The organism is Streptomyces sp. NPDC017943, assembly GCF_044328425.1.
Lineage (GTDB): Bacteria > Actinomycetota > Actinomycetes > Streptomycetales > Streptomycetaceae > Streptomyces > Streptomyces djakartensis_A.
Map to the genome: position 1 here is coordinate 659,643 of NZ_JBIRHH010000004.1, position 17,900 is coordinate 677,542.

Consider the following 17,900-nt stretch of genomic DNA (forward strand, 5'->3'; position numbering starts at 1 on the left):
GCCCACCTGCCACGGGCCGGGGTCGGCTACTCGCCGGGGTGGGCGAGTTCGATGTCGTGGCCGTCGGTGCCGGCGCCGGTCACCGTCAGGGCCGTGGCCACCGGCGGGTAGCCCGTGGCGATGACGGTGTACTCGCCGCCGTCCAGGTCGGTGAAGGCGTACGCCCCGTCCGTCCCGGTCGTGGCCGAGCCGACGACGTTGCCGGCCTGGTCGACGAGCGTGACCCGCGCGTCGGCCAGCGGTCCGTGCGGGGCGCGGACGACGCCCTGCACCCGGGCACCCGCCTCCAGGTCGACCTCGATCCGGGTGACCCCGGTGCCGCCGACCTCCACGGGCAGGGCACGCGGCCGGTACCCGGCGGCGTTCACCGCGACGGTCACCGCCCCCGGCACGAGCTCGGCGAAGGAGAACTCGCCCTGCTCACCGGTGGCCTGGGTGGCCAGCAGGTCGCCGCGCACATCGGTCACGATGACCATGGCTTCCTTGACCGGCTGCCCGCTCTCCACGGCGCGCACCAGGCCGGTCAGCCCGCTGGTGCCGCTGAGCAGGACGTCGTAGGCGACCGGCTCGCCGTTCACCACGATCGTGGAGGCCTGCGGCTGGTAGCCGTCGGCGGAGGCGATCAGCACGTACGAGCCGGGGCCCGGGGCGTCGACCGCGTACGCACCGTCGGCCTGCGCCACCGACCGGCCCAGCTGGCGCCCGGCCAGCGAGATCAGCGTGACGGCCGCCTGCGGCACGGGCGCGGACTCGTTGCCGCGCACGAACCCGCGCACCGGCACGCCGCCCGGCGCGGACTCCTCGGCCCGGGTCGCGGTCGCCACGGCGGCGAGCCGCTGCGTGCCCTCGGGGCCGGTCTCGCCGGCGGTCCCGGTCTCGGACACGGCCCAGCGGGGCGCCGCCTTCTCCGCGGCGACGAGGGACTCGGCGGCCGCTTCGGCGGGGGCCTCCGCGGGCGTCTGCGGTTCCGCGGCCTGGGCGAGGGCACCCCTGGTCTTCAACGGGACCTCCTTGATGAACAGCGACACCAGCAGGGCGAGCAGGGCCATCGGCGCCGAGTAGAGGAACACGTCCGCGACACCGTGGCCGTAGGCGCTCTCGACGACCGTGCGGATCGGCGCGGGCATCGTGTCCAGGTCGGGGATGCCGCCGCCGCCCGTGCCGGCGTGGCCGAGGGCCTCACCCTTGGCGCCGAGGCCGGCCAGGCCGTCCTTGACGTAGTCGGTGATCTTGTTGCCGAGCACGGCGCCCAGCGCCGAGACGCCCACGGCACCGCCCAGGGACCGGAAGAAGGTCACCGTGGAGCTGGCGGCGCCCAGGTCGCCCGCCTCCACCTGGTTCTGCGTGCACAGCACCAGGTTCTGCATCATCATGCCGATGCCGAGGCCCATCAGCGCCATGAAGATCGCTATGTGCCAGTACTCGGTGTCGTAGCGGATCGTGCCGAGCAGGCCCAGTCCGGCCGTGACCAGCACACCGCCGGCGAGCAGCCAGCCCTTCCAGCGCCCGGTCCGGGTGATGATCTGACCGGAGACGGTGGAGGAGACGAACAGACCAGCGATCATCGGGATCGTCATCACACCGGACATCGTCGGCGACTTGTCCCGGGCCAGCTGGAAGTACTGGCTGAAGAAGACGGTCCCGGCGAACATCGCCACACCGACGAACAGCGAGGCCAGCGAGGCCAGCGTGATGGTGCGGTTGCGGAACAGCCGCAGCGGGATGATCGGCTCGCTCGCCTTGGCCTCGACCAGGACGAACAGGGCGAGCAGCGCCACGGAACCGCCGACCATGGCGTAGGTCTGCCAGGAGACCCAGTCGTACTTGTCACCGGCGAAGGTGACCCAGATGAGCAGCAGGCAGACGGCCGCGGTGATGAAGAAGGCGCCGGCCCAGTCGACCTTGACCTTCCGCTTCACCACGGGCAGGTGCAGGGTCTTCTGCAGCACGATCAGGGCGATCACGGCGAAGGGCACGCCGACATAGAAGCACCAGCGCCAGCCGAGCCAGTCGGTGTCGGTGATGACACCGCCGACCAGGGGACCACCGACCATCGCGGTGGCGAAGACGGCGCCCAGGTAGCCGTTGTACCGGCCGCGCTCACGCGGCGAGATCATCGCCGCCATGATGATCTGGGCCAGGGCGGACAGACCGCCCATGCCGATGCCCTGCACGGCGCGGAACGTGATCAGCATGCCGGGGTTCTGCGACATGCCCGCCGCGGCCGACCCCAGGACGAAGACGACCAGCGCGATCTGGATCAGCAGCTTCTTGGAGAACAGGTCCGCCAGCTTGCCCCACAGCGGGGTGGTGGCGGTCATCGTCAGCAGGGACGCGGTCACGACCCAGGTGTAGGCGCTCTGGCCGCCACCGAGGTCCCCGATGATGCGGGGCAGGGCGTTCGAGACGATCGTCGACGACAGGATCGCGACGAACATGCCGAGCAGCAGGCCGGTGAGGGCCTCCATGATCTGCCGGTGCGTCATCGGAGCGTCGCCGGAGGAGCCGTGGGAGCCTCCCCCGTGCTTGGCATGAGCCCGCACACCGGCTGGTGTGGTCGTTGCCATGGGCTTCCTTTACTTACGTGCTTGCGGGTGTACGGGTGGTCCGTTCGAAAGCGGGCGGTGCGGCCCTGGTCGCGGGACGGCAGTCGAAGCTCTCTCGCAGCCGCGCCATCAGCTCCGTGAGCCGGCCGACCTCCTCGTCGGTCCAGTCGCTCAGGCGCTCGGCGAGGACGTCGGTGGTCCGCCGGGACAGCTCGTCGAGCTGCGCGTGGCCCTCGGGCGTGAGGCGCAGGATGCGTGAGCGCTTGTCCGCCGGGTCGGGGGAGCGTTCGATCCAGCCCCGGTCCACGACGTGCGCCACGTGACGGCTGGTGACCGACATGTCCACCGCGAGCAGCTCGGCGAGCTTGCTCATGCGCATGTCGCCGTGCCGTCCCAGCAGCGTCAGTACGGCCGCCGAGCCGCCGGGGCACTCGGCCGGCATGATCCGGCCCAGCTCCCGCTTCACGGCGCCGAAGGCGCTGAACTGGCGCACCAGCTCTTCGTACTGCGCCTTCCCGGCCATGACACCTCCCGCTTTCGTTGCTTAGGGCAACCATAGGAGCGGTTGGTTGCTGCAGGCAAATAAAAAGGGCCCATGCGGACCCAAAACTTGGCAAAGGCAAGTATTGCGAGAGTAAACGCGCAGGTGGCGACCCTGACGTCACTGATGGCGCGACCGGAAGCGGAGCGACAACCCCCACTTGGGGAGCCCCGCCGTTTTCGCTAGGGTCTCGGGCCATGGCTAACAACCAGGCCCCGCAGGGCAATCACGACCCCGCCGGCAACACCCAGATGTTCCGCGCCTTCGTCGACGAGGCGCCGCAGGGCCGCCAGGCCGCGGCCACCTCCGGCGGACCGCGCATCGGCCTCGTCGTCGGCGTCGTCGTCGCGCTGGCGATCATCGCGGGCGTCGCCTGGCTGGCCATGTCGTAACCCGCACCCGCAGGGACGGCGCAAGGGGCCGTGTCGGGGGGTGTCCGCCCGCAGCTGGTTGGCGCGTCAACGAACAGTCAGTCGGCACGCAAGTCGATCGCGCCGTTCCGAGGACGGACACCCCCCGGCGCGGCCCCGACCCACACCCGGCGATAGGCACAGGCGAACGGCGCGGTCACGAACGACCGCGCCCCAGCCCTCCACTTCAGTGGGACCGGCCCGGGATCAGTCCGAGATCAGGCCTTCCCGCAACTGCGCCAGCGTCCGCGTCAGCAGCCGGGAGACGTGCATCTGCGAGATGCCGACCTCCTCGCCGATCTGCGACTGCGTCATGTTCGCGAAGAACCGCAGCATGATGATGCGCCGCTCCCGGGGCGGGAGTTTGGCCAGCAGCGGCTTGAGGGACTCGCGGTACTCCACACCCTCCAGCGCCGTGTCCTCGTACCCCAGGCGGTCCGCCAGCGACCCCTCGCCGCCGTCGTCCTCCGGTGCGGGCGAGTCCAGCGAGGACGCCGTGTACGCGTTCCCCACCGCGAGCCCGTCGACCACGTCCTCCTCGGACACCCCGAGCACGTAGGCGAGTTCGGTGACCGTGGGCGAGCGGTCCAGCTTCTGCGAGAGCTCGTCGCTCGCCTTCGTCAGCGCGAGCCGCAGCTCCTGAAGCCGCCGCGGCACCCGCACCGACCACGAGGTGTCCCGGAAGAACCGCTTGATCTCCCCGACCACCGTCGGCATCGCGAACGTCGGGAACTCCACGCCCCGTTCGCAGTCGAACCGGTCGATCGCCTTGATCAGCCCGATCGTGCCGACCTGGACGATGTCCTCCATCGGCTCGTTCCGCGACCGGAAACGCGCGGCCGCGTACCGCACCAGCGGCAGGTTCAGCTCGATCAGCGTGTCACGGACGTACGCACGCTCGGGGCTGTCCTCGTCGAGCGCCGCCAGCCGCAGGAACAGGGAGCGGGACAGGGTGCGGGTGTCGATGGCGCCCGCGGCCGGAAGGGCCGGGACGGGCTCGGCCACCAGGGCCGGAGCCTCGTCGATGGGGCCGAGTGAGTCGAGAGCATGGGGAGCTGTGTCGCTCTCCGCGAGCGTGAGCACCTTCGAGCTGCCCTGTTCTGCGGACATGCCACCCCCTTTGGGTCGCGGGACGGTCGCGGCGGGCGCTCCCGTCGGAGGAACGCAGCCTTCACCTGAATACCGGAGCCGAAGCTCCGGCAAACGCGCTTCCCGCAGAATGTCACATGTCGGCAACACGCTGTAGTGACTTGTCGACATGTGAGACGCGAATCCGCCCTGCAAACACGGGGTCTGACGGGGTGTCGGCCCGGAACTGTCGGCAACCGCCCTGATGAGCGATTCCCTCCCGCCGGTGACCTGTCGCTCGCGTTTGCGGTCAGGCCTCGATCCTGTTCGCAGACCGCAACCGCTGGAAGCTACGCGCGAGTAGGCGCGAGACGTGCATCTGCGAGACGCCGAGTTCCGCACTGATCTGGGACTGCGTGAGGTTGCTGTAGTACCGCAGCAGCAGGATCCGCTGCTCCCGCTCCGGCAGCTGCACGAGCAGGTGCCGTACGAGGTCGCGGTGCTCCACGCCGTCCAGCGCCGGGTCCTCGTAGCCGAGCCGGTCCAGCAGCCCCGGCATCCCGTCGCCCTCCTGCGCGGCCTCCAGGGAGGTCGCGTGGTACGAGCGCCCGGCCTCGATGCAGGAGAGCACCTCGTCCTCGCCGATGCGCAGCCGCTCGGCGATCTCCGCGGTCGTCGGGGACCTGCCGAAGGAGGTCGTCAGGTCCTCCGTCGCGCTGTTCACCTGCACCCACAGCTCGTGCAGCCGGCGCGGCACGTGGACCGTGCGGACGTTGTCGCGGAAGTACCGCTTGATCTCGCCCACGACCGTCGGCATCGCGAACGTGGGGAACTGCACGCCCCGGTCCGGGTCGAAGCGGTCGATGGCGTTGATCAGCCCGATCGTGCCGACCTGGACGACGTCCTCCATCGGCTCGTTGCGGGAGCGGAAACGAGCGGCCGCGTAGCGCACGAGCGGGAGGTTCGCCTCGATGAGCGCCCCCCGCACGCGGTCGTGCTCCGGCGTGCCCGGCTGGAGCTCCTTGAGCTGGGCGAAGAGGACCTGGGTCAGCGCCCGGGTGTCGGCGCCGCGGCTCCGCTGGGGTGCGGCGTCCGGGGCGGGCGCCTGCTGGGCCGGTCCCTGCGGGACGGGCGCCTGAGGAACCGGTCCCTGCGGGACGGGCGCCTGGGGAGCGGGTGCCTGCGGGCCGGGCGCCTGCGGGGCGGGCGCCTGAGGGGCGGGCGCCTGAGGGGACGGTGCCTGAGGTGCGGTACTGGCCAGCACGGTCAACTCCACCTCGTCATCGTCAACTCATCGGTCAACTCTTCCCATCAAAAGCGGTCATAGCATCACAAGACATGTGCACTGTGTGCAAGCACCCAATCACTCCGTGTTGAGGGATGAAAGCCCGCAAAACTGAACAGCGGTACGCGAGAGCCCCCCGTCACGACGACGGGGGGCTCGGGGCAGCTCGGTGCGGCCGGGTCAGAACGCGTAGTCGGCGATCACCCAGGTGGCGAACTCCCGCCACAACGCGACGCCGGCCTGGTGGTCGGGGTGCTCGACGTAGCGCCGCAGCGACTCGGCGTCCTCGAAGGCGGAGTTGATGGCGAAGTCGTACGCGATGGGGCGGTCGCTGATGTTCCAGCCGAGCTCCCAGTGGCGGATCTCGGGGATTCTGCCGTCGAGGGCGCGGAAGGCCTCGACGCCCTTCACGACCCGGGGGTCGTCACGCTCGACGCCCTCGTGGAGCTTGAAGAGGACCAGGTGGCGGATCATTACTTTCCTCCCTTGGCGACCCAGGTGGCGAAGTCGCCGAGGGCCGCGGCGGCGTCCGAGATGCCCTGGAACCCTATGAGGACGTAGTCGGCCGCCGTTTCCGGGTCCGTGATGATCACGTACAGCGCGAAGACCACGAGGACGTAGACGGCGACCTTCTTCGCGTTCACCGCCATCGCGGCCTCCCCTGTCACTGGTGTCCCATGCAGCGCACATGATCGCACGAAGCCGCGCGCACCCCGAAGGGGCGGAACGCACGAAGGGCCCCGTCTCGCGACGGGGCCCTTCTTCAGCGGTAGCGGAGGGATTTGAACCCTCGGTGACTTGCGCCACACTCGCTTTCGAGGCGAGCTCCTTCGGCCGCTCGGACACGCTACCGAGGGAGACCTTACAGCAAGGTGCGGCGTGCTTCGAAATCGGTTTGCGGCGACCTCCCGGCGGTCCTTCAGCGGTCGCGGAAGAACTGCGTGAGCAGCAGGGCGCACTCGTCCCCGAGCACGCCCTCGATCACCTCGGGGCGGTGGTTGAGCCGGCGGTCGCGCAGCAGGTCCCACAGTGAGCCGGCGGCACCGGCCTTGTCGTCGCGGGCGCCGTACACGAGCCGGTCGACGCGGGACTGCTGGACGGCGCCCGCGCACATCGTGCAGGGCTCCAGCGTGACCACGAGGGTGCAGCCGGCCAGCCGCCACTGCCCGAGGGCGGCCGCGGCCCGCCGGACGGCGAGGACCTCCGCGTGTGCGGTGGGGTCGCCGCCGGCCTCGCGCTCGTTGTGCCCGGTCGCGATCACGGTCGTGCCGTCCGGCGCCAGGACGACGGCGCCGACCGGGACGTCCCCGCCCCGGGCGGCCTCGGCGGCCTGGTCCAGGGCGAGGCGCATGGCGGGCCGCCAGGGGTCCCGAACGGGATCGGGCACCGGGTCCGGCGGCCCCGCGTCGGTGCGAGCGGTCAGCGGACCGTCTCCAGGGTCTCCGAGGCGCCCAGTGACTCGGCGATCTCGGTGACGGCGTCGGTGGTCATGGAGCGCAGCTCCTTCTCACTCACGCCGAGGTCGTCGAGGACCGCGGCGTCGCCCACCGGGCCGTGCGGCACGGCGTCGGCGGAGCCGGCCGCCCCGTCGCCGCCGTCGTCGGCCTCCTCGTCGTCGGACTCGCCGTCCTCGGTGCCGTCGAGGTCGAGGGCGTCGAGGTCGTCCGAGGCGTCGGCGCCCGGATCCCGGCCGAGCAGCTCGTCGGTGAGCAGGATCTCGCCGTAGCTGCTGCGGGCAGCGGCGGCGGCGTCCGAGACGTAGATACGAGGGTCTTCCTCGCCGTCCACGCGGACGACGCCGAACCAGGCGTCCTCCTGCTCGATGAGCACGAGCACCGTGTCCTCGTCGGGGGAGGCTTCACGGGCCAGGTCGGCGAGATCCGACAGGGTCTCCACATCGTCGAGCTCTGTGTCGCTCGCTTCCCACCCGTCTTCGGTGCGCGCGAGCAGTGCGGCGAAGTACACCGTGACTCTCCCACTGGTCTGAGGCGTGCCGGTTGGGGGTCCCCCCGGCGGAGGTTGCGGGCGGGAGTGCTCGTCCGAGCCCCGCCCACTCGGAATCGTGGCAGAAACAAGGCGTCCAGGGGACGTCTTCGGCTCCCTGTGTCCGGCAGTTTCGATCGCACGCTCGTTGCCGCCACCTGCGGATCGTACGCGGCTTTCCCCCGCCCCAGGTGCGGTCACCCGCGAAGAACGTCCGCGCGGTTCGCGATCTTCGCCGCCGGTTCGCCCGCCGTTCCCTACCAGCGGAACGTGCGCATGCGCATCGCGTGCCGCAGCCGGGCCGTCTTGGCGCGGCGCGGCTGCACGCGGTCGCGCAGTGCGCGGGCCTCCGCGAGGTCGCGCAGGAACCGGGCGCGGCGCCTGCGGCGCTCGGCGTCCGACTCGTCCGTCTCGTTCATCCGGTCGCTCCCCGGCATCCGGTCGGTCGTCGGCATCCGGTCCGTCGTCGGCATCCGGCCGGTCTCCGGCCTCCGGTCGGTCGCCGGGTTCCTCATCGGCCGCACGCGCGGCGACGGATCGTCTCGGGCATCCCGGTCGGGCATCTGGTTCACCACCCCCAGTCCGTCCCTCCCACCTTCCCCCGGACGGGCGGTTTGACGCCAGCGAGCGGGTGACGGGCTCGCGGGCACCTTGCCGTGCGGCCGGGGTCACCCTGCCCGGTTAATGTTGTGGCCATGCGTCTCCACGTCGTCGACCACCCTCTGGTCGCCCACAAGCTCACCACCCTGCGCGACCAGCGCACCGACTCCCCGACGTTCCGGCGTCTCGCCGACGAGCTGGTCACCCTGCTCGCCTACGAGGCCACGCGGGACGTGCGCACCGAGCAGGTCGACATCCAGACGCCGGTCGCCCGGACCACGGGCGTCAAGCTGTCGCACCCGCGTCCGCTGGTGGTGCCGATCCTGCGGGCCGGCCTCGGCATGCTCGACGGCATGGTCCGGCTGCTGCCGACCGCCGAGGTGGGCTTCCTCGGCATGATCCGCAACGAGGAGACGCTGGAGGCGTCCACGTACGCCACGCGGATGCCGGAGGACCTGTCGGGACGTCAGGTGTACGTGCTGGACCCGATGCTCGCCACCGGCGGCACGCTGGTCGCGGCGATCCGGGAGCTGATCCGGCGCGGCGCCGACGACGTGACGGCCGTGGTGCTGCTGGCGGCGCCCGAGGGCGTGGAGATCCTGGAGCGGGAGCTGGCGGGCACGCCGGTGACGGTCGTGACCGCCTCGGTGGACGAGCACCTGAACGACCAGGGCTACATCGTCCCCGGCCTCGGGGACGCGGGGGACCGCATGTACGGGGCGGCCGAGTAGCCCGGACGGGTAGCGCGGACGGGTAGCCCGGACGGGTTTCCCCGGGCCCTGCCGCCGGTGTGCCGCCGGTGTCCCGGCGGCGGGCCTCAGCAGTTCTTCTTCGACTTGGGCGCCGGCTCGGGTCTGGCCATCTCGGTCAGGGCCCGGTCGGCGTCCGGCTTTTTCGCCAGGTCCTTGAAGGCGTCGCCGATGACGAGGTCGAGGGCGGTGCCCTTGCGGGTGGCGTCGGTGCGCCGCTCGGCACCGGGGAGCTGGGTGCCGAGCACCGGCAGCGTGGTGTCGAGGGCGGCCGAGGGGCCGAGCAGGACGCCGGTGCCCTTGACCTTCTTGTCGTACTGCTTGGTCGCGTTGCCCACGTCGCCGATCTTGAAGCCGCGCTTCTTCAGCTCGTCGGCGGTCTTCTTGGCCAGGCCGCCGCGGGTGGTGGCGTTGAGGACGTTCACGGTGATCGTGCCCGGCCGGGGCACGGTCCGGGCGACGGGCGAGGCGCTCGCCCTGGTCGTCGGCTCGCACTCGGTGCCTCCGCCGGTCGCCGAGGCCTTCCGGCCGCCGCCGGTGAAGACGTCGATGAGCTGCAGGGTGCCCCAGCCGCCCACGCCGAGCACCAGGACGGAGGCCACGCCGACGGCGACGAGCCTGCCGTGCCGCCGGGGCCGGCGCATCCGGGGGTACTTGTTGCCCGTGATGCGGTACTTGCCGCCCATGCCGGGGGGAGTCAGCATGCTCATGAGCGCAGCGTAGTGCGCCCGGGCGACGATGCCTACTAGATGATCATTCGACATCGCCCAGTGGAACCCGAAAGGGCCAACCGGCCCCCGGACGGGGAGCGCGGCGGGCGCCGCGGCGGGGGGTCAGTCGAGTTCGAGCACGCGCGCGTGCAGCACCTGGCGCTGCTGGAGCGCCGCGCGCACCGCGCGGTGCAGGCCGTCCTCGAGGTAGAGGTCGCCCTGCCACTTCACGACGTGCGCGAAGAGGTCGCCGTAGAAGGTCGAGTCCTCGGCGAGGAGCGTCTCGAGGTCGAGCTGCTGTTTCGTCGTGACGAGCTGATCGAGGCGGACCGGGCGCGGCGCGACGTCCGCCCACTGCCGGGTGCTTTCCCGGCCGTGGTCGGGGTACGGCCGGCCGTTTCCGATGCGCTTGAAGATCACACGGAAAGCCTACCGGTCAAGACCTTCCGGGCGCAGCCATGGCGGCGGAGTGCGACGCTGAAAAAAACCCCACAAGGCGGTACGTAACGGGAACAGGGGCGTGAACATGCCGGATCACGAGACCATGCCGTCCACTCCCGCCCCCGAGGTGTCCGCCCGTGCCGCCGCCCTGCCGCAGGAGGCCCTGAAGATCGCTTCCGGCTACGCGTTCTCCGGCCCCGCCCTGGAGCTGGGCGCCCTGCTCTGGGACGGACGGTGCCTGCCCGACGCGCAGATCCGCGTGCCGCTGTCGATGCTCAACCGGCACGGGCTGGTCGCCGGCGCGACGGGCACCGGCAAGACCAAGACGCTCCAGCTGATCGCCGAGCAGTTGTCCGCCCAGGGGGTGCCGGTCTTCCTCGCCGACATCAAGGGCGACCTGTCGGGCATCGCCGAGCCGGGCCGTGCGGACGCCCGGGTCGAGGGCCGTGCGGGCGAGGTGGGCCAGCGGTGGGCGCCGGCCGGGTGCCCCGCCGAGTACTACGCCCTCGGCGGCATCGGCCGGGGCATCCCCGTCCGCGCGACGGTCACCGGCTTCGGCCCGGTGCTGCTGTCCAAGGTGCTGCGGCTGAACCGGACCCAGGAGCAGTCCCTCGCGCTGATCTTCCACTACGCCGACGGCAAGGGCCTGGAGCTGATCGACCTCAAGGACCTGCGGGCGGTGGTCGCGTACCTGACCTCGGACGAGGGCCGGCAGGAGCTGAAGACGATCGGCGGCCTGTCCGCGGCCACGGCCGGGGTGATCCTGCGCTCGCTGACCGCGTTCGAGGCGCAGGGCGCGTCCGGGTTCTTCGGCGAGCCCGAGTTCGACACGGGTGAGCTGCTGCGCACCGACGGGGACGGCCGGGGCGTGGTGTCCGTCCTGGAGCTGAGCGCCGTGCAGGACAGGCCGCAGCTGTTCTCCACGTTCCTGATGTGGCTGCTGGCCGACCTCTTCCACGACCTGCCCGAACTGGGCGACGTGGACAAGCCCCGCCTCGTCTTCTTCCTCGACGAGGCGCACCTGCTGTTCGACGACGCCTCCGAGGCGTTCCTGGAGTCGATCACGCAGACGGTGCGCCTGATTCGCTCGAAAGGGGTCGGGGTCTTCTTCGTGACGCAGACCCCGAAGGACGTGCCCGCGGACGTCCTCGCCCAGCTCGGCAACCGCGTCCAGCACGCCCTGCGCGCCTTCACCCCCGACGACCAGAAGGCCCTGAACGCCACGGTGAAGACCTTCCCGAAGTCGCCCTACGACCTGGAGGAGGTGCTGACCGGCCTCGGGACGGGCGAGGCGGTGGTCACCGTGCTCAGCGAGAAGGGCGCGCCGACCCCGGTCGCCGCGACGCGGCTGCGCGCGCCCGGGTCGCTGATGGGCCCGGTCGGCCAGGAGGCGCTGGACCGGGCCGTCCGGGAGTCGCCGCTGTACGAGCGGTACGCGCAGGCCGTGGACCGGGAGTCGGCGTACGAGCGGCTGGAGCGGGACCCGCGGGAGGGGCGCGGCCGGGGGGCCAAGGGGCCCGACGAGATGCGGGACGCCGCGCCCGCGCGGCGGGGCGGGGAGGAGCCGTCCATGGTCGAGCAGGTGGTCGGGAGCGGGATCTTCAAGTCCCTGGCCCGCTCGGTCGGGACGCAGGTCGGCCGGGAGATCACCCGATCGCTGTTCGGCACGGCACGCCGCTCGGGCCGCCGCAGACGTTGATCCCCACCCCTGCGGACTCGTGCGGCGGTCTGCTCGGGCTGATCCGCACCTGCTCCCCCAGCTCGGCGGAGGTCGTCGCACCCTCGGCGGAGGAGAGGAGCGCGGCGAAGGCCCGGGCGGGCATCCGTGGCGGCGGAGGCGCCGGTCGGTCGGGGGCCTCCGCCGTCCGCGTGGGTCAGCCGCGGTCGCGTTCCTCCGGGGGCCGGGGCGGCTCGGACTTCGTGGTGCGGGGAGCCGGCTTGGGGGCGCTGCGGGCGGCCTCGGCGCGCAGCAGGGCGCGCAGGACCGCGTAGGGGTCTTGGAGCATGGCGGTGCCGTTCCTTCTGGTTGCGTACGGGCTGGTGGACCGGGGCGGGTCCGTTCAGCAGCGCAGAACCCAGGAACGCGGGGGGCGCGGGACGTGCGGCGGGTGCGCCGGCCCGGGCGCGGCGGGGCGGGCCGGGCGTGCGGGCCGGGAGGCGGCCGGGAGCGGGGCCCGGCGCGGGGCGGCCTCCGTGCGCCGGGTGGTGCGTGCCGAGGGGCGCAGGACCGTGTCGAGAACGTCGGCCTCGGCGGTGGTGCTCTCCCCGGTGACGGTGACGGCCACGGGTCCGCCGGGGGCCGTGGCGTGGGCGCCCGGCAGGAGCAGGGCCAGCAGCAGGACGAGCACCCGCGGCCAGACGGGCCGGCGCGGGCCGCGGAGGGCCGGCTGCGGTGCGGGGGTCACGGGAGGTCACTCCCCACCGGGCGCGTGCCGTTCATCCCGTCCGCCGCGGGATCTACCCGCTCGGCCCAGTGCGTCCTGCCCGCCACGGGACCCCGGCTCGTCCGGCGGGCCGTGCGGGCTGTGCGGGTCGGGCGGCCAGGCGTCCCCGGACGGCACGTGCCGCGCGTGTGCCTCGGGCGCCTCGGGGTCGGAGGGCCAGCGGCCGGAGCGGCCGGAGGGGCCGGAGTGGCCGGGCGCGTGGTCTCGGTCGGCGTCGGGCTCCGGATCGCCGGGGGAGCCGCCCGGTGGCTCGGTCATGCTCCATGCTCGGACCGCGCCGCGGCCGTCCGCCATCCGGGCCGGTCCGGGAGACTGACGGCGGTGTACGGACGGGGGATCCCGCCCGGCGGGCCCCGGCCGGCGTCCGGCTACGCACCCGGCGGCTTCGTCTCCCCGGACGTCTTGGCCGCCTTGGACGCCTTCGCCGCCGCCTTCATCTCCTGCTTGTGCGCCCGTACCTTCGTCAAGGACTCGGGGCCCGTGATGTCGGCGACCGAGCGGAAGGAGTCGGCCTCGCCGTAGGAGCCCGCCGCCTCGCGCCAGCCCGTGGGGCGCACCCCGAGCTGCTTGCCGAGCAGGGCGAGGAAGATCTGGGCCTTCTGCTTGCCGAAGCCGGGCAGCCCGGCCAGCCGCTTCAGCAGCTCCTGTCCGGTGCCGGCGTCCTTCCAGACGGCCTCGGCGTCACCGTCGTAGTGCTCGACGAGGTACTGGCACAGCTGCTGGATGCGCTTGGCCATGGAGCCGGGGTAGCGGTGCACGGCCGGCTTCTGCGAGAGCAGCGCGGCGAAGGCCTCCGGCTCCTGCGCGGCGATCTCGTGCGCGTCGAGGTCGCCGGTGCCGAGCCGCTGCGCGATCGTCGCCGGGCCCTTGAACGCCCACTCCATCGGGACCTGCTGGTCCAGCAGCATCCCGACCAGCGCGGCGAGCGGACTGCGGCCGAGCAGCGCGTCGGCCTCGGGGTCCTGGGCGAGGTGAAGGGTGACGTCCATGCCCCGATCATCCCCCGGTGCGGGCCCGGCCGCGTCCGGAGCCGGTCTCAGGGGCGCCAGTACCCGAGCGCGTGCACCCGCTGCTTGGGCAGCCCCAGTTCCTTGCGGACGTACGCGGCGAGCGTGCGGGTCGTCGCCGTGTCGCAGGCGATCCACACGTACGGATCGCTCGTGCCGTGCAGCAGCTCCGGCAGCTCCGCGCGCACCCGGTCGACCAGGTGGGCGCCGGAGTCCCGGCGCGGCACCGTGCGCAGCTCGTGCCGGCCGGGGTCGGTGCGGAACGGCAGGTCGTCGTCGCCGCCCTCGAACCAGACGGTGGCCGGGGCCGGACCCAGGGCGTCCAGCAGGGAGTTGAGGGCGGGCAGGGAGGCCGGGTCGCCCACGGCGAAGACGTGCGAGGGGGCCGGGGAGGGCTGCTCGAACCCGGTGCCCTGGACGGTGGCCTCGATGGTGTCGCCGGGCGCGGCCGCCCGGGCCCAGTCGCTGGCGCACCCCTCGTGCAGGGCGAACTCCAGCGCGAAGGTGCCGTTCTCGGGGTCGGGGTCCACCAGGGTGTAGGCGCGCTGGTGGGGCTTGCCCGCGTTGTCGAACCAGAGGCGCACCCACATGGTCGGGTGCACTCCGGTCGCGGCGAGCAGACCGCCGTCGGTGAAGCGCAGCCGCCGGTACGCGGGCGTGACGTCCTCGTCGCCCGTCACGGTGAACCGGAAATCCTTCGCGCGCAGCAGTTTGAGGACCGCGCCCTCCCAACCCCGCCCCTGCCCCATCGCGTGGTCACCCTTCACGTACGATTCCGCCACATTGACTTAGGCAAGCCTAACCTAAAGGTAAGTGAGGGCACAGCGTGGTCACCGAGATCTACCGTGACGCCTGGGGCATTCCGCATGTGCGCGCGGGCGGCGCGGCCGAACTCGCCCACGCGCAGGGCCGCGTCACCGCCCGCGACCGGGCCTGGCAGCTGGAGGTCGAACGCCACCGCGCGCGGGGCACCTCGGCGTCCTTCCTGGGCGAGGACGCCCTGCCCTGGGACCTGTTCGCCAGACGCGCCAGACTCGACGACACGGCCGGACGGTGCTTCGCCGACCTGGAACGACGGGACCCGGAGACGGCGGCCTGGGTGCGGGCGTACGTCGACGGGGTCAACGCCGGTCTGGCGGAGCGCGACGAGGCCCCCGAGTTCGCCCGCACCGGCCTCGCCCCCGGCCGCTGGGAGCCCTGGACGCCGCTCGGCGTCTGGCTCGCCACCCACATCCTGTTCGCCGGGTTCCCGGCCAAGCTGTGGCGCGAGCAGGTCGTGACCCACCTCGGCCCCGACGCGGTCGGGCTGTTCGCCACCGACGGCCCGGGCACCGCCGGCAGCAACGGCTGGCTGGTCGGCGGGGAGCGGACCGTCACCGGACAGGCCGTCATCGCCGGCGACCCGCACCGCTTCATCGAGGACCCCGGCGTCTACCAGCAGATCCACCTGTCCTGCCCGGAGTTCGACGTCGTCGGCCTCGCCGTCCCCGGGGTCCCGGGCATCGCCCACTTCGGGCACACCGGCACGGTCGCCTGGGCCATCACCAACGCCATGGCCGACTACCAGGACCTGTACCGGGAGCGGCTGCGGCGCACCGGTGCCGGGGTGGAGGCCCTCGGGCCGGACGGCACCTGGCACCGGGCGTCCCGGCACACCGAGGTCGTGGAGGTCGCCGGTGCGGAGCCGGTCGAGGTCGAGGTCGTCGAGACCGCTCGCGGGCCGGTGATCATCGGCGGCCCCGAAGGGCTCGACGGGGAGCCGGCCGGCCCGTCGGGTGTGCCCGTGGCCATCAGCCTGCGCCACCCGCCGCGCGTCACCTCCGACCTCGGTTTCTCCGCCCTGCTGCCGCTGCTGCGCGCCCGCCGCGTCGCCGACGTGGACCGGGCCCTGGACCGGTGGGCCGAACCGGTCAACGTCGTCCAGGCCGCCGACACCGAGGGCGGTGTGCTGCACCGCGTGGCCGGACGGGTGCCGGTGCGCGCCGAGGCCGGCCGCGTGCGCCCGGTGCCCGCCTGGGAACCCGGCCACGACTGGCACGGCTGGCACGAGTCACCGCGGGCCGGACTCACCGGCGGCGTCGCCGTGATGGCCAATCAGCGGGGCCCCGCCGGACCCCTGGGCGTCGAGTTCGCCCCGCCCCACCGCCACGACCGCATCGCCGCGCTGCTGGCCGCGAAGGACCGCTGGTCGGCCGCCGACATGCCCGCCGTCCACGTGGACACCCACCTCGGCTCCGCCGCCCCGCTGCTGGACCTCCTCCGCTCCCTCGGCACCCTCACCCCCGGGGCCGCCGCGCTGCGCGACCGGCTCCTCGCCTGGGACCGCCGCATGGACGCCGACAGCCCGGACGCGGCCCTGTACGCGGCCGTCCGCTCGGCGCTCGTGCGGCGGCTGGCGGCCCATCCGGCCTTCGCCGCGCTCACCGTGCCGCCGGCGTACCCGGAGGTCTTCCGGCCGTGGCTCGCCCTGCTCCCGCGCATCGGCTTCGCGCTCGAACACCTGCTGACCGCCGACGACCTGTACGGCGTCGACCGCCCGGCGGCCGCCCGGGAGGCCGTCGAGGAGGTGGCCCTGCGGCCGCCCACCGGCGTCTGGGGGGACACCCACCGGCTGGCCCCCTGGCGGGCCCTGGAACCCCAGGCGCCCGTCGAGGAGCCGGGGTTGTCCGGCGACCACGACTGCGTGCTGTGCACCTCCGGCGTACCGGGCCTCACCGACCTCGCCGCCCGGGGCCCGGCCGCCCGCTACGTCTGGGACCTGGCCCGGCGCGAGGACAGCCGCTGGGTGGTCCCGCTCGGCGCGTCCGGCGTCCCGGGCTCGCCCCACCACCGCGACCAGCTCCCCCTGTGGCTCGGGGGAGACCTCGTCCCGGTCGTCACCGACTGGGACCGGCTGACGAAGGAGACCGATGTCTGACCCCTACGCCTCCCGCACCCCCGTCCACGAGCAGGTGGTGGACGGTCTCGGCACCGTCCGGATCCTGCCGCTGGACCCGGGGGCCGACGCCGGCGTGATCCATCGCTGGGTGAGCGAGGACCGGGCCGCCTTCTGGGGCATGACCGGCCTGACCGAACGACAGGTCGCCGGGATCTACGCCCACATGGAGACGCTCCCGGCCCACCACGCCTTCCTGGTCGTCCGGGACGGCGAGCCGGTCGCGGTCCTGCAGACCTACGAGCCGGAGGCCGACCGCGTCGGCGAGTGCTACGAGGTCCGCCCCGGCGACATCGGCGTGCACCTGCTGCTCGCCCCCACCGGCCCCGGCGGCGCACAGCCCGGCTGGACCTCGCGCCTGGTGGGCGTGATCGCCGCGTACGTCCTGCTGGGCCTGGACCGCCGGCGGGTCGTCGTCGACCCGGACGTGGCCAACGAGAAAGCGGTGGCCCGCTTCCTCAAGCAGGGCTTCACCCCGGGGCCGGTCGTAATCCTGCCGGAGGTCGACCTGCCGGACGTGTACCTGCCGGAGAAGAAGGCCCAGCTCGCCTTCCTGGACCGGGAGATACTCTTCCCCGCGTGACGCCCGACGAGCTCATCGCGCACTACGGCCTCGAACCGATCCCCCGCGAGGGCGGCCTGTTCCGCCAGACCTGGGCCGGGCCGCAGCGTCCCGACGGCAGGCCGGAGGGCACGGCGATCGTCGCCCTGCTCACCGCGGACGACTTCTCCGCCCTCCACCGCCTGCCCACGGACGAGATCTGGCACCACTACCTGGGCGATCCCCTGGAGCTCCTGCTGCTCGCGCCGGACGGCGGCACCCGCACGGCCGTCCTGGGGCCGGACGTCCTGGACGGCCAGCACGTCCAGTTCACCGTCCCGGCGGGCACCTGGATGGGCGGCAGGGTCCGCGCGGGCGGCTCGTGGACCCTGTTCGGCTGCACGCTGGCGCCCGGCTTCACCTTCGAGGGCTACGAACACGGGGACGCGGCCGGGCTGACGGCGCGTTACCCGGCGGCCGCCGCCGGGATCGCCGCGCTGTCCCGGCCCCTCCCGGAGCGGTGAGCGGGGCACGGACCGCGGGCCCCGCGTGAGCAGGGCGCCGGTTCCGTCCGTACATAACCGGAAGCCCCAGGACCCGACCCCGGAGAAGCACGTGGAGCACCGGCGGAACGAGGAGT

21 protein-coding genes, 1 tRNA gene and 1 pseudogene are annotated in these 17,900 nt (G+C 72.9%); 6 read left to right on the plus strand and 17 right to left on the minus strand.

From position 1 onward, the window contains the following. Positions 1-26 precede the first annotated feature (26 nt). Positions 27-2,567, minus strand: a complete 2,541-nt coding sequence (locus ACH4C6_RS16575; protein ID WP_398109269.1) for an MFS transporter — start codon at positions 2,565-2,567, stop codon at positions 27-29. Between the two features lie 13 nt (positions 2,568-2,580). After that, positions 2,581-3,069: a MarR family winged helix-turn-helix transcriptional regulator gene (locus ACH4C6_RS16580; RefSeq protein ID WP_398109270.1), complete on the minus strand. Its 489-nt coding sequence runs from the start codon at positions 3,067-3,069 to the stop codon at positions 2,581-2,583. Positions 3,070-3,284: 215 nt separating this feature from the next. Here ACH4C6_RS16580 and ACH4C6_RS16585 point away from each other — a divergent pair, with 215 nt between their 5' ends. Beyond that, positions 3,285-3,479, plus strand: coding sequence for a hypothetical protein (locus ACH4C6_RS16585; RefSeq protein ID WP_398109271.1), 195 nt, complete (start codon positions 3,285-3,287; stop codon positions 3,477-3,479). Positions 3,480-3,704: 225 nt separating this feature from the next. Here the strand turns inward: ACH4C6_RS16585 and ACH4C6_RS16590 are convergent, their stop codons facing one another. The 8 genes from ACH4C6_RS16590 to ACH4C6_RS16625 form a co-directional block, all read right to left on the minus strand. After that, positions 3,705-4,607 carry an RNA polymerase sigma factor SigF gene (locus ACH4C6_RS16590; protein ID WP_398109272.1) on the minus strand — a complete coding sequence of 301 codons (903 nt, stop codon included), beginning with the start codon at positions 4,605-4,607 and terminating at the stop codon, positions 3,705-3,707. A 268-nt stretch (positions 4,608-4,875) separates the two neighbouring features. Further along, positions 4,876-5,841, minus strand: a complete 966-nt coding sequence (locus ACH4C6_RS16595; protein WP_398109273.1) for an RNA polymerase sigma factor SigF — start codon at positions 5,839-5,841, stop codon at positions 4,876-4,878. A 189-nt stretch (positions 5,842-6,030) separates the two neighbouring features. Then, positions 6,031-6,324 carry a Dabb family protein gene (locus ACH4C6_RS16600; RefSeq protein WP_398109274.1) on the minus strand — a complete coding sequence of 98 codons (294 nt, stop codon included), beginning with the start codon at positions 6,322-6,324 and terminating at the stop codon, positions 6,031-6,033. Next, a complete protein-coding gene (locus tag ACH4C6_RS16605; RefSeq protein ID WP_398109275.1) occupies positions 6,324-6,500 on the minus strand; it encodes a hypothetical protein in 177 nt (58 codons plus the stop codon). The genes ACH4C6_RS16600 and ACH4C6_RS16605 overlap by 1 nt, the downstream gene beginning before the upstream one ends. Before the next feature lie 117 nt (positions 6,501-6,617). Then, positions 6,618-6,702: transfer RNA gene (locus ACH4C6_RS16610), tRNA-Ser, on the minus strand. Positions 6,703-6,769: 67 nt separating this feature from the next. Further along, entirely contained in the window at positions 6,770-7,201 is a 432-nt protein-coding gene (gene tadA / locus ACH4C6_RS16615) for a tRNA adenosine(34) deaminase TadA (protein WP_398109364.1), read from the minus strand. A gap of 68 nt (positions 7,202-7,269) precedes the next feature. Further along, positions 7,270-7,815: a hypothetical protein gene (locus ACH4C6_RS16620; protein WP_398109276.1), complete on the minus strand. Its 546-nt coding sequence runs from the start codon at positions 7,813-7,815 to the stop codon at positions 7,270-7,272. 275 nt (positions 7,816-8,090) lie between these two features. Next, positions 8,091-8,270 (minus strand): hypothetical protein, encoded by a 180-nt coding sequence (locus ACH4C6_RS16625; RefSeq protein ID WP_398109365.1) that lies wholly within the window; start codon positions 8,268-8,270, stop codon positions 8,091-8,093. A gap of 258 nt (positions 8,271-8,528) precedes the next feature. Here ACH4C6_RS16625 and upp point away from each other — a divergent pair, with 258 nt between their 5' ends. Further along, positions 8,529-9,164: a uracil phosphoribosyltransferase gene (gene upp / locus ACH4C6_RS16630; protein WP_398109277.1), complete on the plus strand. Its 636-nt coding sequence runs from the start codon at positions 8,529-8,531 to the stop codon at positions 9,162-9,164. 86 nt (positions 9,165-9,250) lie between these two features. Here the strand turns inward: upp and ACH4C6_RS16635 are convergent, their stop codons facing one another. Together ACH4C6_RS16635 and ACH4C6_RS16640 are read right to left on the minus strand one after the other, a co-directional pair. After that, on the minus strand, positions 9,251-9,868 hold the full coding sequence (locus ACH4C6_RS16635; protein ID WP_398109366.1) for a LytR C-terminal domain-containing protein: 618 nt from the start codon (positions 9,866-9,868) through the stop codon (positions 9,251-9,253). Positions 9,869-10,015: 147 nt separating this feature from the next. After that, positions 10,016-10,312: a type II toxin-antitoxin system VapB family antitoxin gene (locus ACH4C6_RS16640; protein WP_004943146.1), complete on the minus strand. Its 297-nt coding sequence runs from the start codon at positions 10,310-10,312 to the stop codon at positions 10,016-10,018. Between the two features lie 106 nt (positions 10,313-10,418). Here ACH4C6_RS16640 and ACH4C6_RS16645 point away from each other — a divergent pair, with 106 nt between their 5' ends. Beyond that, a complete protein-coding gene (locus ACH4C6_RS16645) occupies positions 10,419-12,032 on the plus strand; it encodes a helicase HerA-like domain-containing protein (protein WP_398109278.1) in 1,614 nt (537 codons plus the stop codon). 31 nt (positions 12,033-12,063) lie between these two features. On the opposite strand, the pseudogene ACH4C6_RS16650 reads toward ACH4C6_RS16645, so the two are convergent. The 5 genes and pseudogenes from ACH4C6_RS16650 to ACH4C6_RS16670 all read right to left on the minus strand — a co-directional run. Then, positions 12,064-12,156 (minus strand): annotated as a pseudogene (locus ACH4C6_RS16650) (MarR family transcriptional regulator); the annotation flags it as partial. Positions 12,157-12,207: 51 nt separating this feature from the next. After that, positions 12,208-12,339 carry a hypothetical protein gene (locus tag ACH4C6_RS16655; protein WP_398109279.1) on the minus strand — a complete coding sequence of 44 codons (132 nt, stop codon included), beginning with the start codon at positions 12,337-12,339 and terminating at the stop codon, positions 12,208-12,210. A gap of 54 nt (positions 12,340-12,393) precedes the next feature. After that, positions 12,394-12,738, minus strand: coding sequence for a hypothetical protein (locus ACH4C6_RS16660; protein ID WP_398109280.1), 345 nt, complete (start codon positions 12,736-12,738; stop codon positions 12,394-12,396). A 407-nt stretch (positions 12,739-13,145) separates the two neighbouring features. Next, entirely contained in the window at positions 13,146-13,766 is a 621-nt protein-coding gene (locus tag ACH4C6_RS16665; RefSeq protein WP_398109281.1) for an HhH-GPD-type base excision DNA repair protein, read from the minus strand. A gap of 47 nt (positions 13,767-13,813) precedes the next feature. Then, positions 13,814-14,533, minus strand: a complete 720-nt coding sequence (locus tag ACH4C6_RS16670) for a siderophore-interacting protein (protein ID WP_398109367.1) — start codon at positions 14,531-14,533, stop codon at positions 13,814-13,816. Positions 14,534-14,610: 77 nt separating this feature from the next. On the opposite strand from ACH4C6_RS16670, the gene ACH4C6_RS16675 reads away from it, so the two are divergent. From ACH4C6_RS16675 to ACH4C6_RS16685, 3 genes are read left to right on the plus strand one after another with little or no spacing between them, the layout of a single operon-like run. After that, entirely contained in the window at positions 14,611-16,701 is a 2,091-nt protein-coding gene (locus ACH4C6_RS16675; RefSeq protein WP_398109282.1) for a penicillin acylase family protein, read from the plus strand. Continuing rightward, positions 16,694-17,302 carry a GNAT family N-acetyltransferase gene (locus ACH4C6_RS16680; protein WP_398109283.1) on the plus strand — a complete coding sequence of 203 codons (609 nt, stop codon included), beginning with the start codon at positions 16,694-16,696 and terminating at the stop codon, positions 17,300-17,302. Before ACH4C6_RS16675 ends, ACH4C6_RS16680 begins: the two co-directional genes overlap by 8 nt. Continuing rightward, on the plus strand, positions 17,299-17,784 hold the full coding sequence (locus ACH4C6_RS16685; protein WP_398109284.1) for a cupin domain-containing protein: 486 nt from the start codon (positions 17,299-17,301) through the stop codon (positions 17,782-17,784). Before ACH4C6_RS16680 ends, ACH4C6_RS16685 begins: the two co-directional genes overlap by 4 nt. The last annotated feature ends 116 nt before the right edge of the window (positions 17,785-17,900 follow it).

Excerpts from the sequence above, each read along its gene's own strand:
- ACH4C6_RS16670 (WP_398109367.1), bottom strand. The coding sequence starts at position 14,533 with ATGGGGCAGGGGCGGGGTTGGGAGGGCGCGGTCCTCAAACTGCTGCGC.
- ACH4C6_RS16635 (WP_398109366.1), bottom strand. The coding sequence starts at position 9,868 with ATGGGCGGCAAGTACCGCATCACGGGCAACAAGTACCCCCGGATGCGC.
- ACH4C6_RS16585 (WP_398109271.1), top strand. The coding sequence starts at position 3,285 with ATGGCTAACAACCAGGCCCCGCAGGGCAATCACGACCCCGCCGGCAAC.
- ACH4C6_RS16600 (WP_398109274.1), bottom strand. The coding sequence starts at position 6,324 with ATGATCCGCCACCTGGTCCTCTTCAAGCTCCACGAGGGCGTCGAGCGT.
- ACH4C6_RS16590 (WP_398109272.1), bottom strand. The coding sequence starts at position 4,607 with ATGTCCGCAGAACAGGGCAGCTCGAAGGTGCTCACGCTCGCGGAGAGC.
- ACH4C6_RS16665 (WP_398109281.1), bottom strand. The coding sequence starts at position 13,766 with ATGGACGTCACCCTTCACCTCGCCCAGGACCCCGAGGCCGACGCGCTG.
- ACH4C6_RS16645 (WP_398109278.1), top strand. The coding sequence starts at position 10,419 with ATGCCGGATCACGAGACCATGCCGTCCACTCCCGCCCCCGAGGTGTCC.
- ACH4C6_RS16605 (WP_398109275.1), bottom strand. The coding sequence starts at position 6,500 with ATGGCGGTGAACGCGAAGAAGGTCGCCGTCTACGTCCTCGTGGTCTTC.
- ACH4C6_RS16625 (WP_398109365.1), bottom strand. The coding sequence starts at position 8,270 with ATGCCGGGGAGCGACCGGATGAACGAGACGGACGAGTCGGACGCCGAG.
- tadA (WP_398109364.1), bottom strand. The coding sequence starts at position 7,201 with ATGCGCCTCGCCCTGGACCAGGCCGCCGAGGCCGCCCGGGGCGGGGAC.
- ACH4C6_RS16680 (WP_398109283.1), top strand. The coding sequence starts at position 16,694 with ATGTCTGACCCCTACGCCTCCCGCACCCCCGTCCACGAGCAGGTGGTG.
- ACH4C6_RS16575 (WP_398109269.1), bottom strand. The coding sequence starts at position 2,567 with ATGGCAACGACCACACCAGCCGGTGTGCGGGCTCATGCCAAGCACGGG.
- ACH4C6_RS16655 (WP_398109279.1), bottom strand. The coding sequence starts at position 12,339 with ATGCTCCAAGACCCCTACGCGGTCCTGCGCGCCCTGCTGCGCGCCGAG.
- upp (WP_398109277.1), top strand. The coding sequence starts at position 8,529 with ATGCGTCTCCACGTCGTCGACCACCCTCTGGTCGCCCACAAGCTCACC.
- ACH4C6_RS16580 (WP_398109270.1), bottom strand. The coding sequence starts at position 3,069 with ATGGCCGGGAAGGCGCAGTACGAAGAGCTGGTGCGCCAGTTCAGCGCC.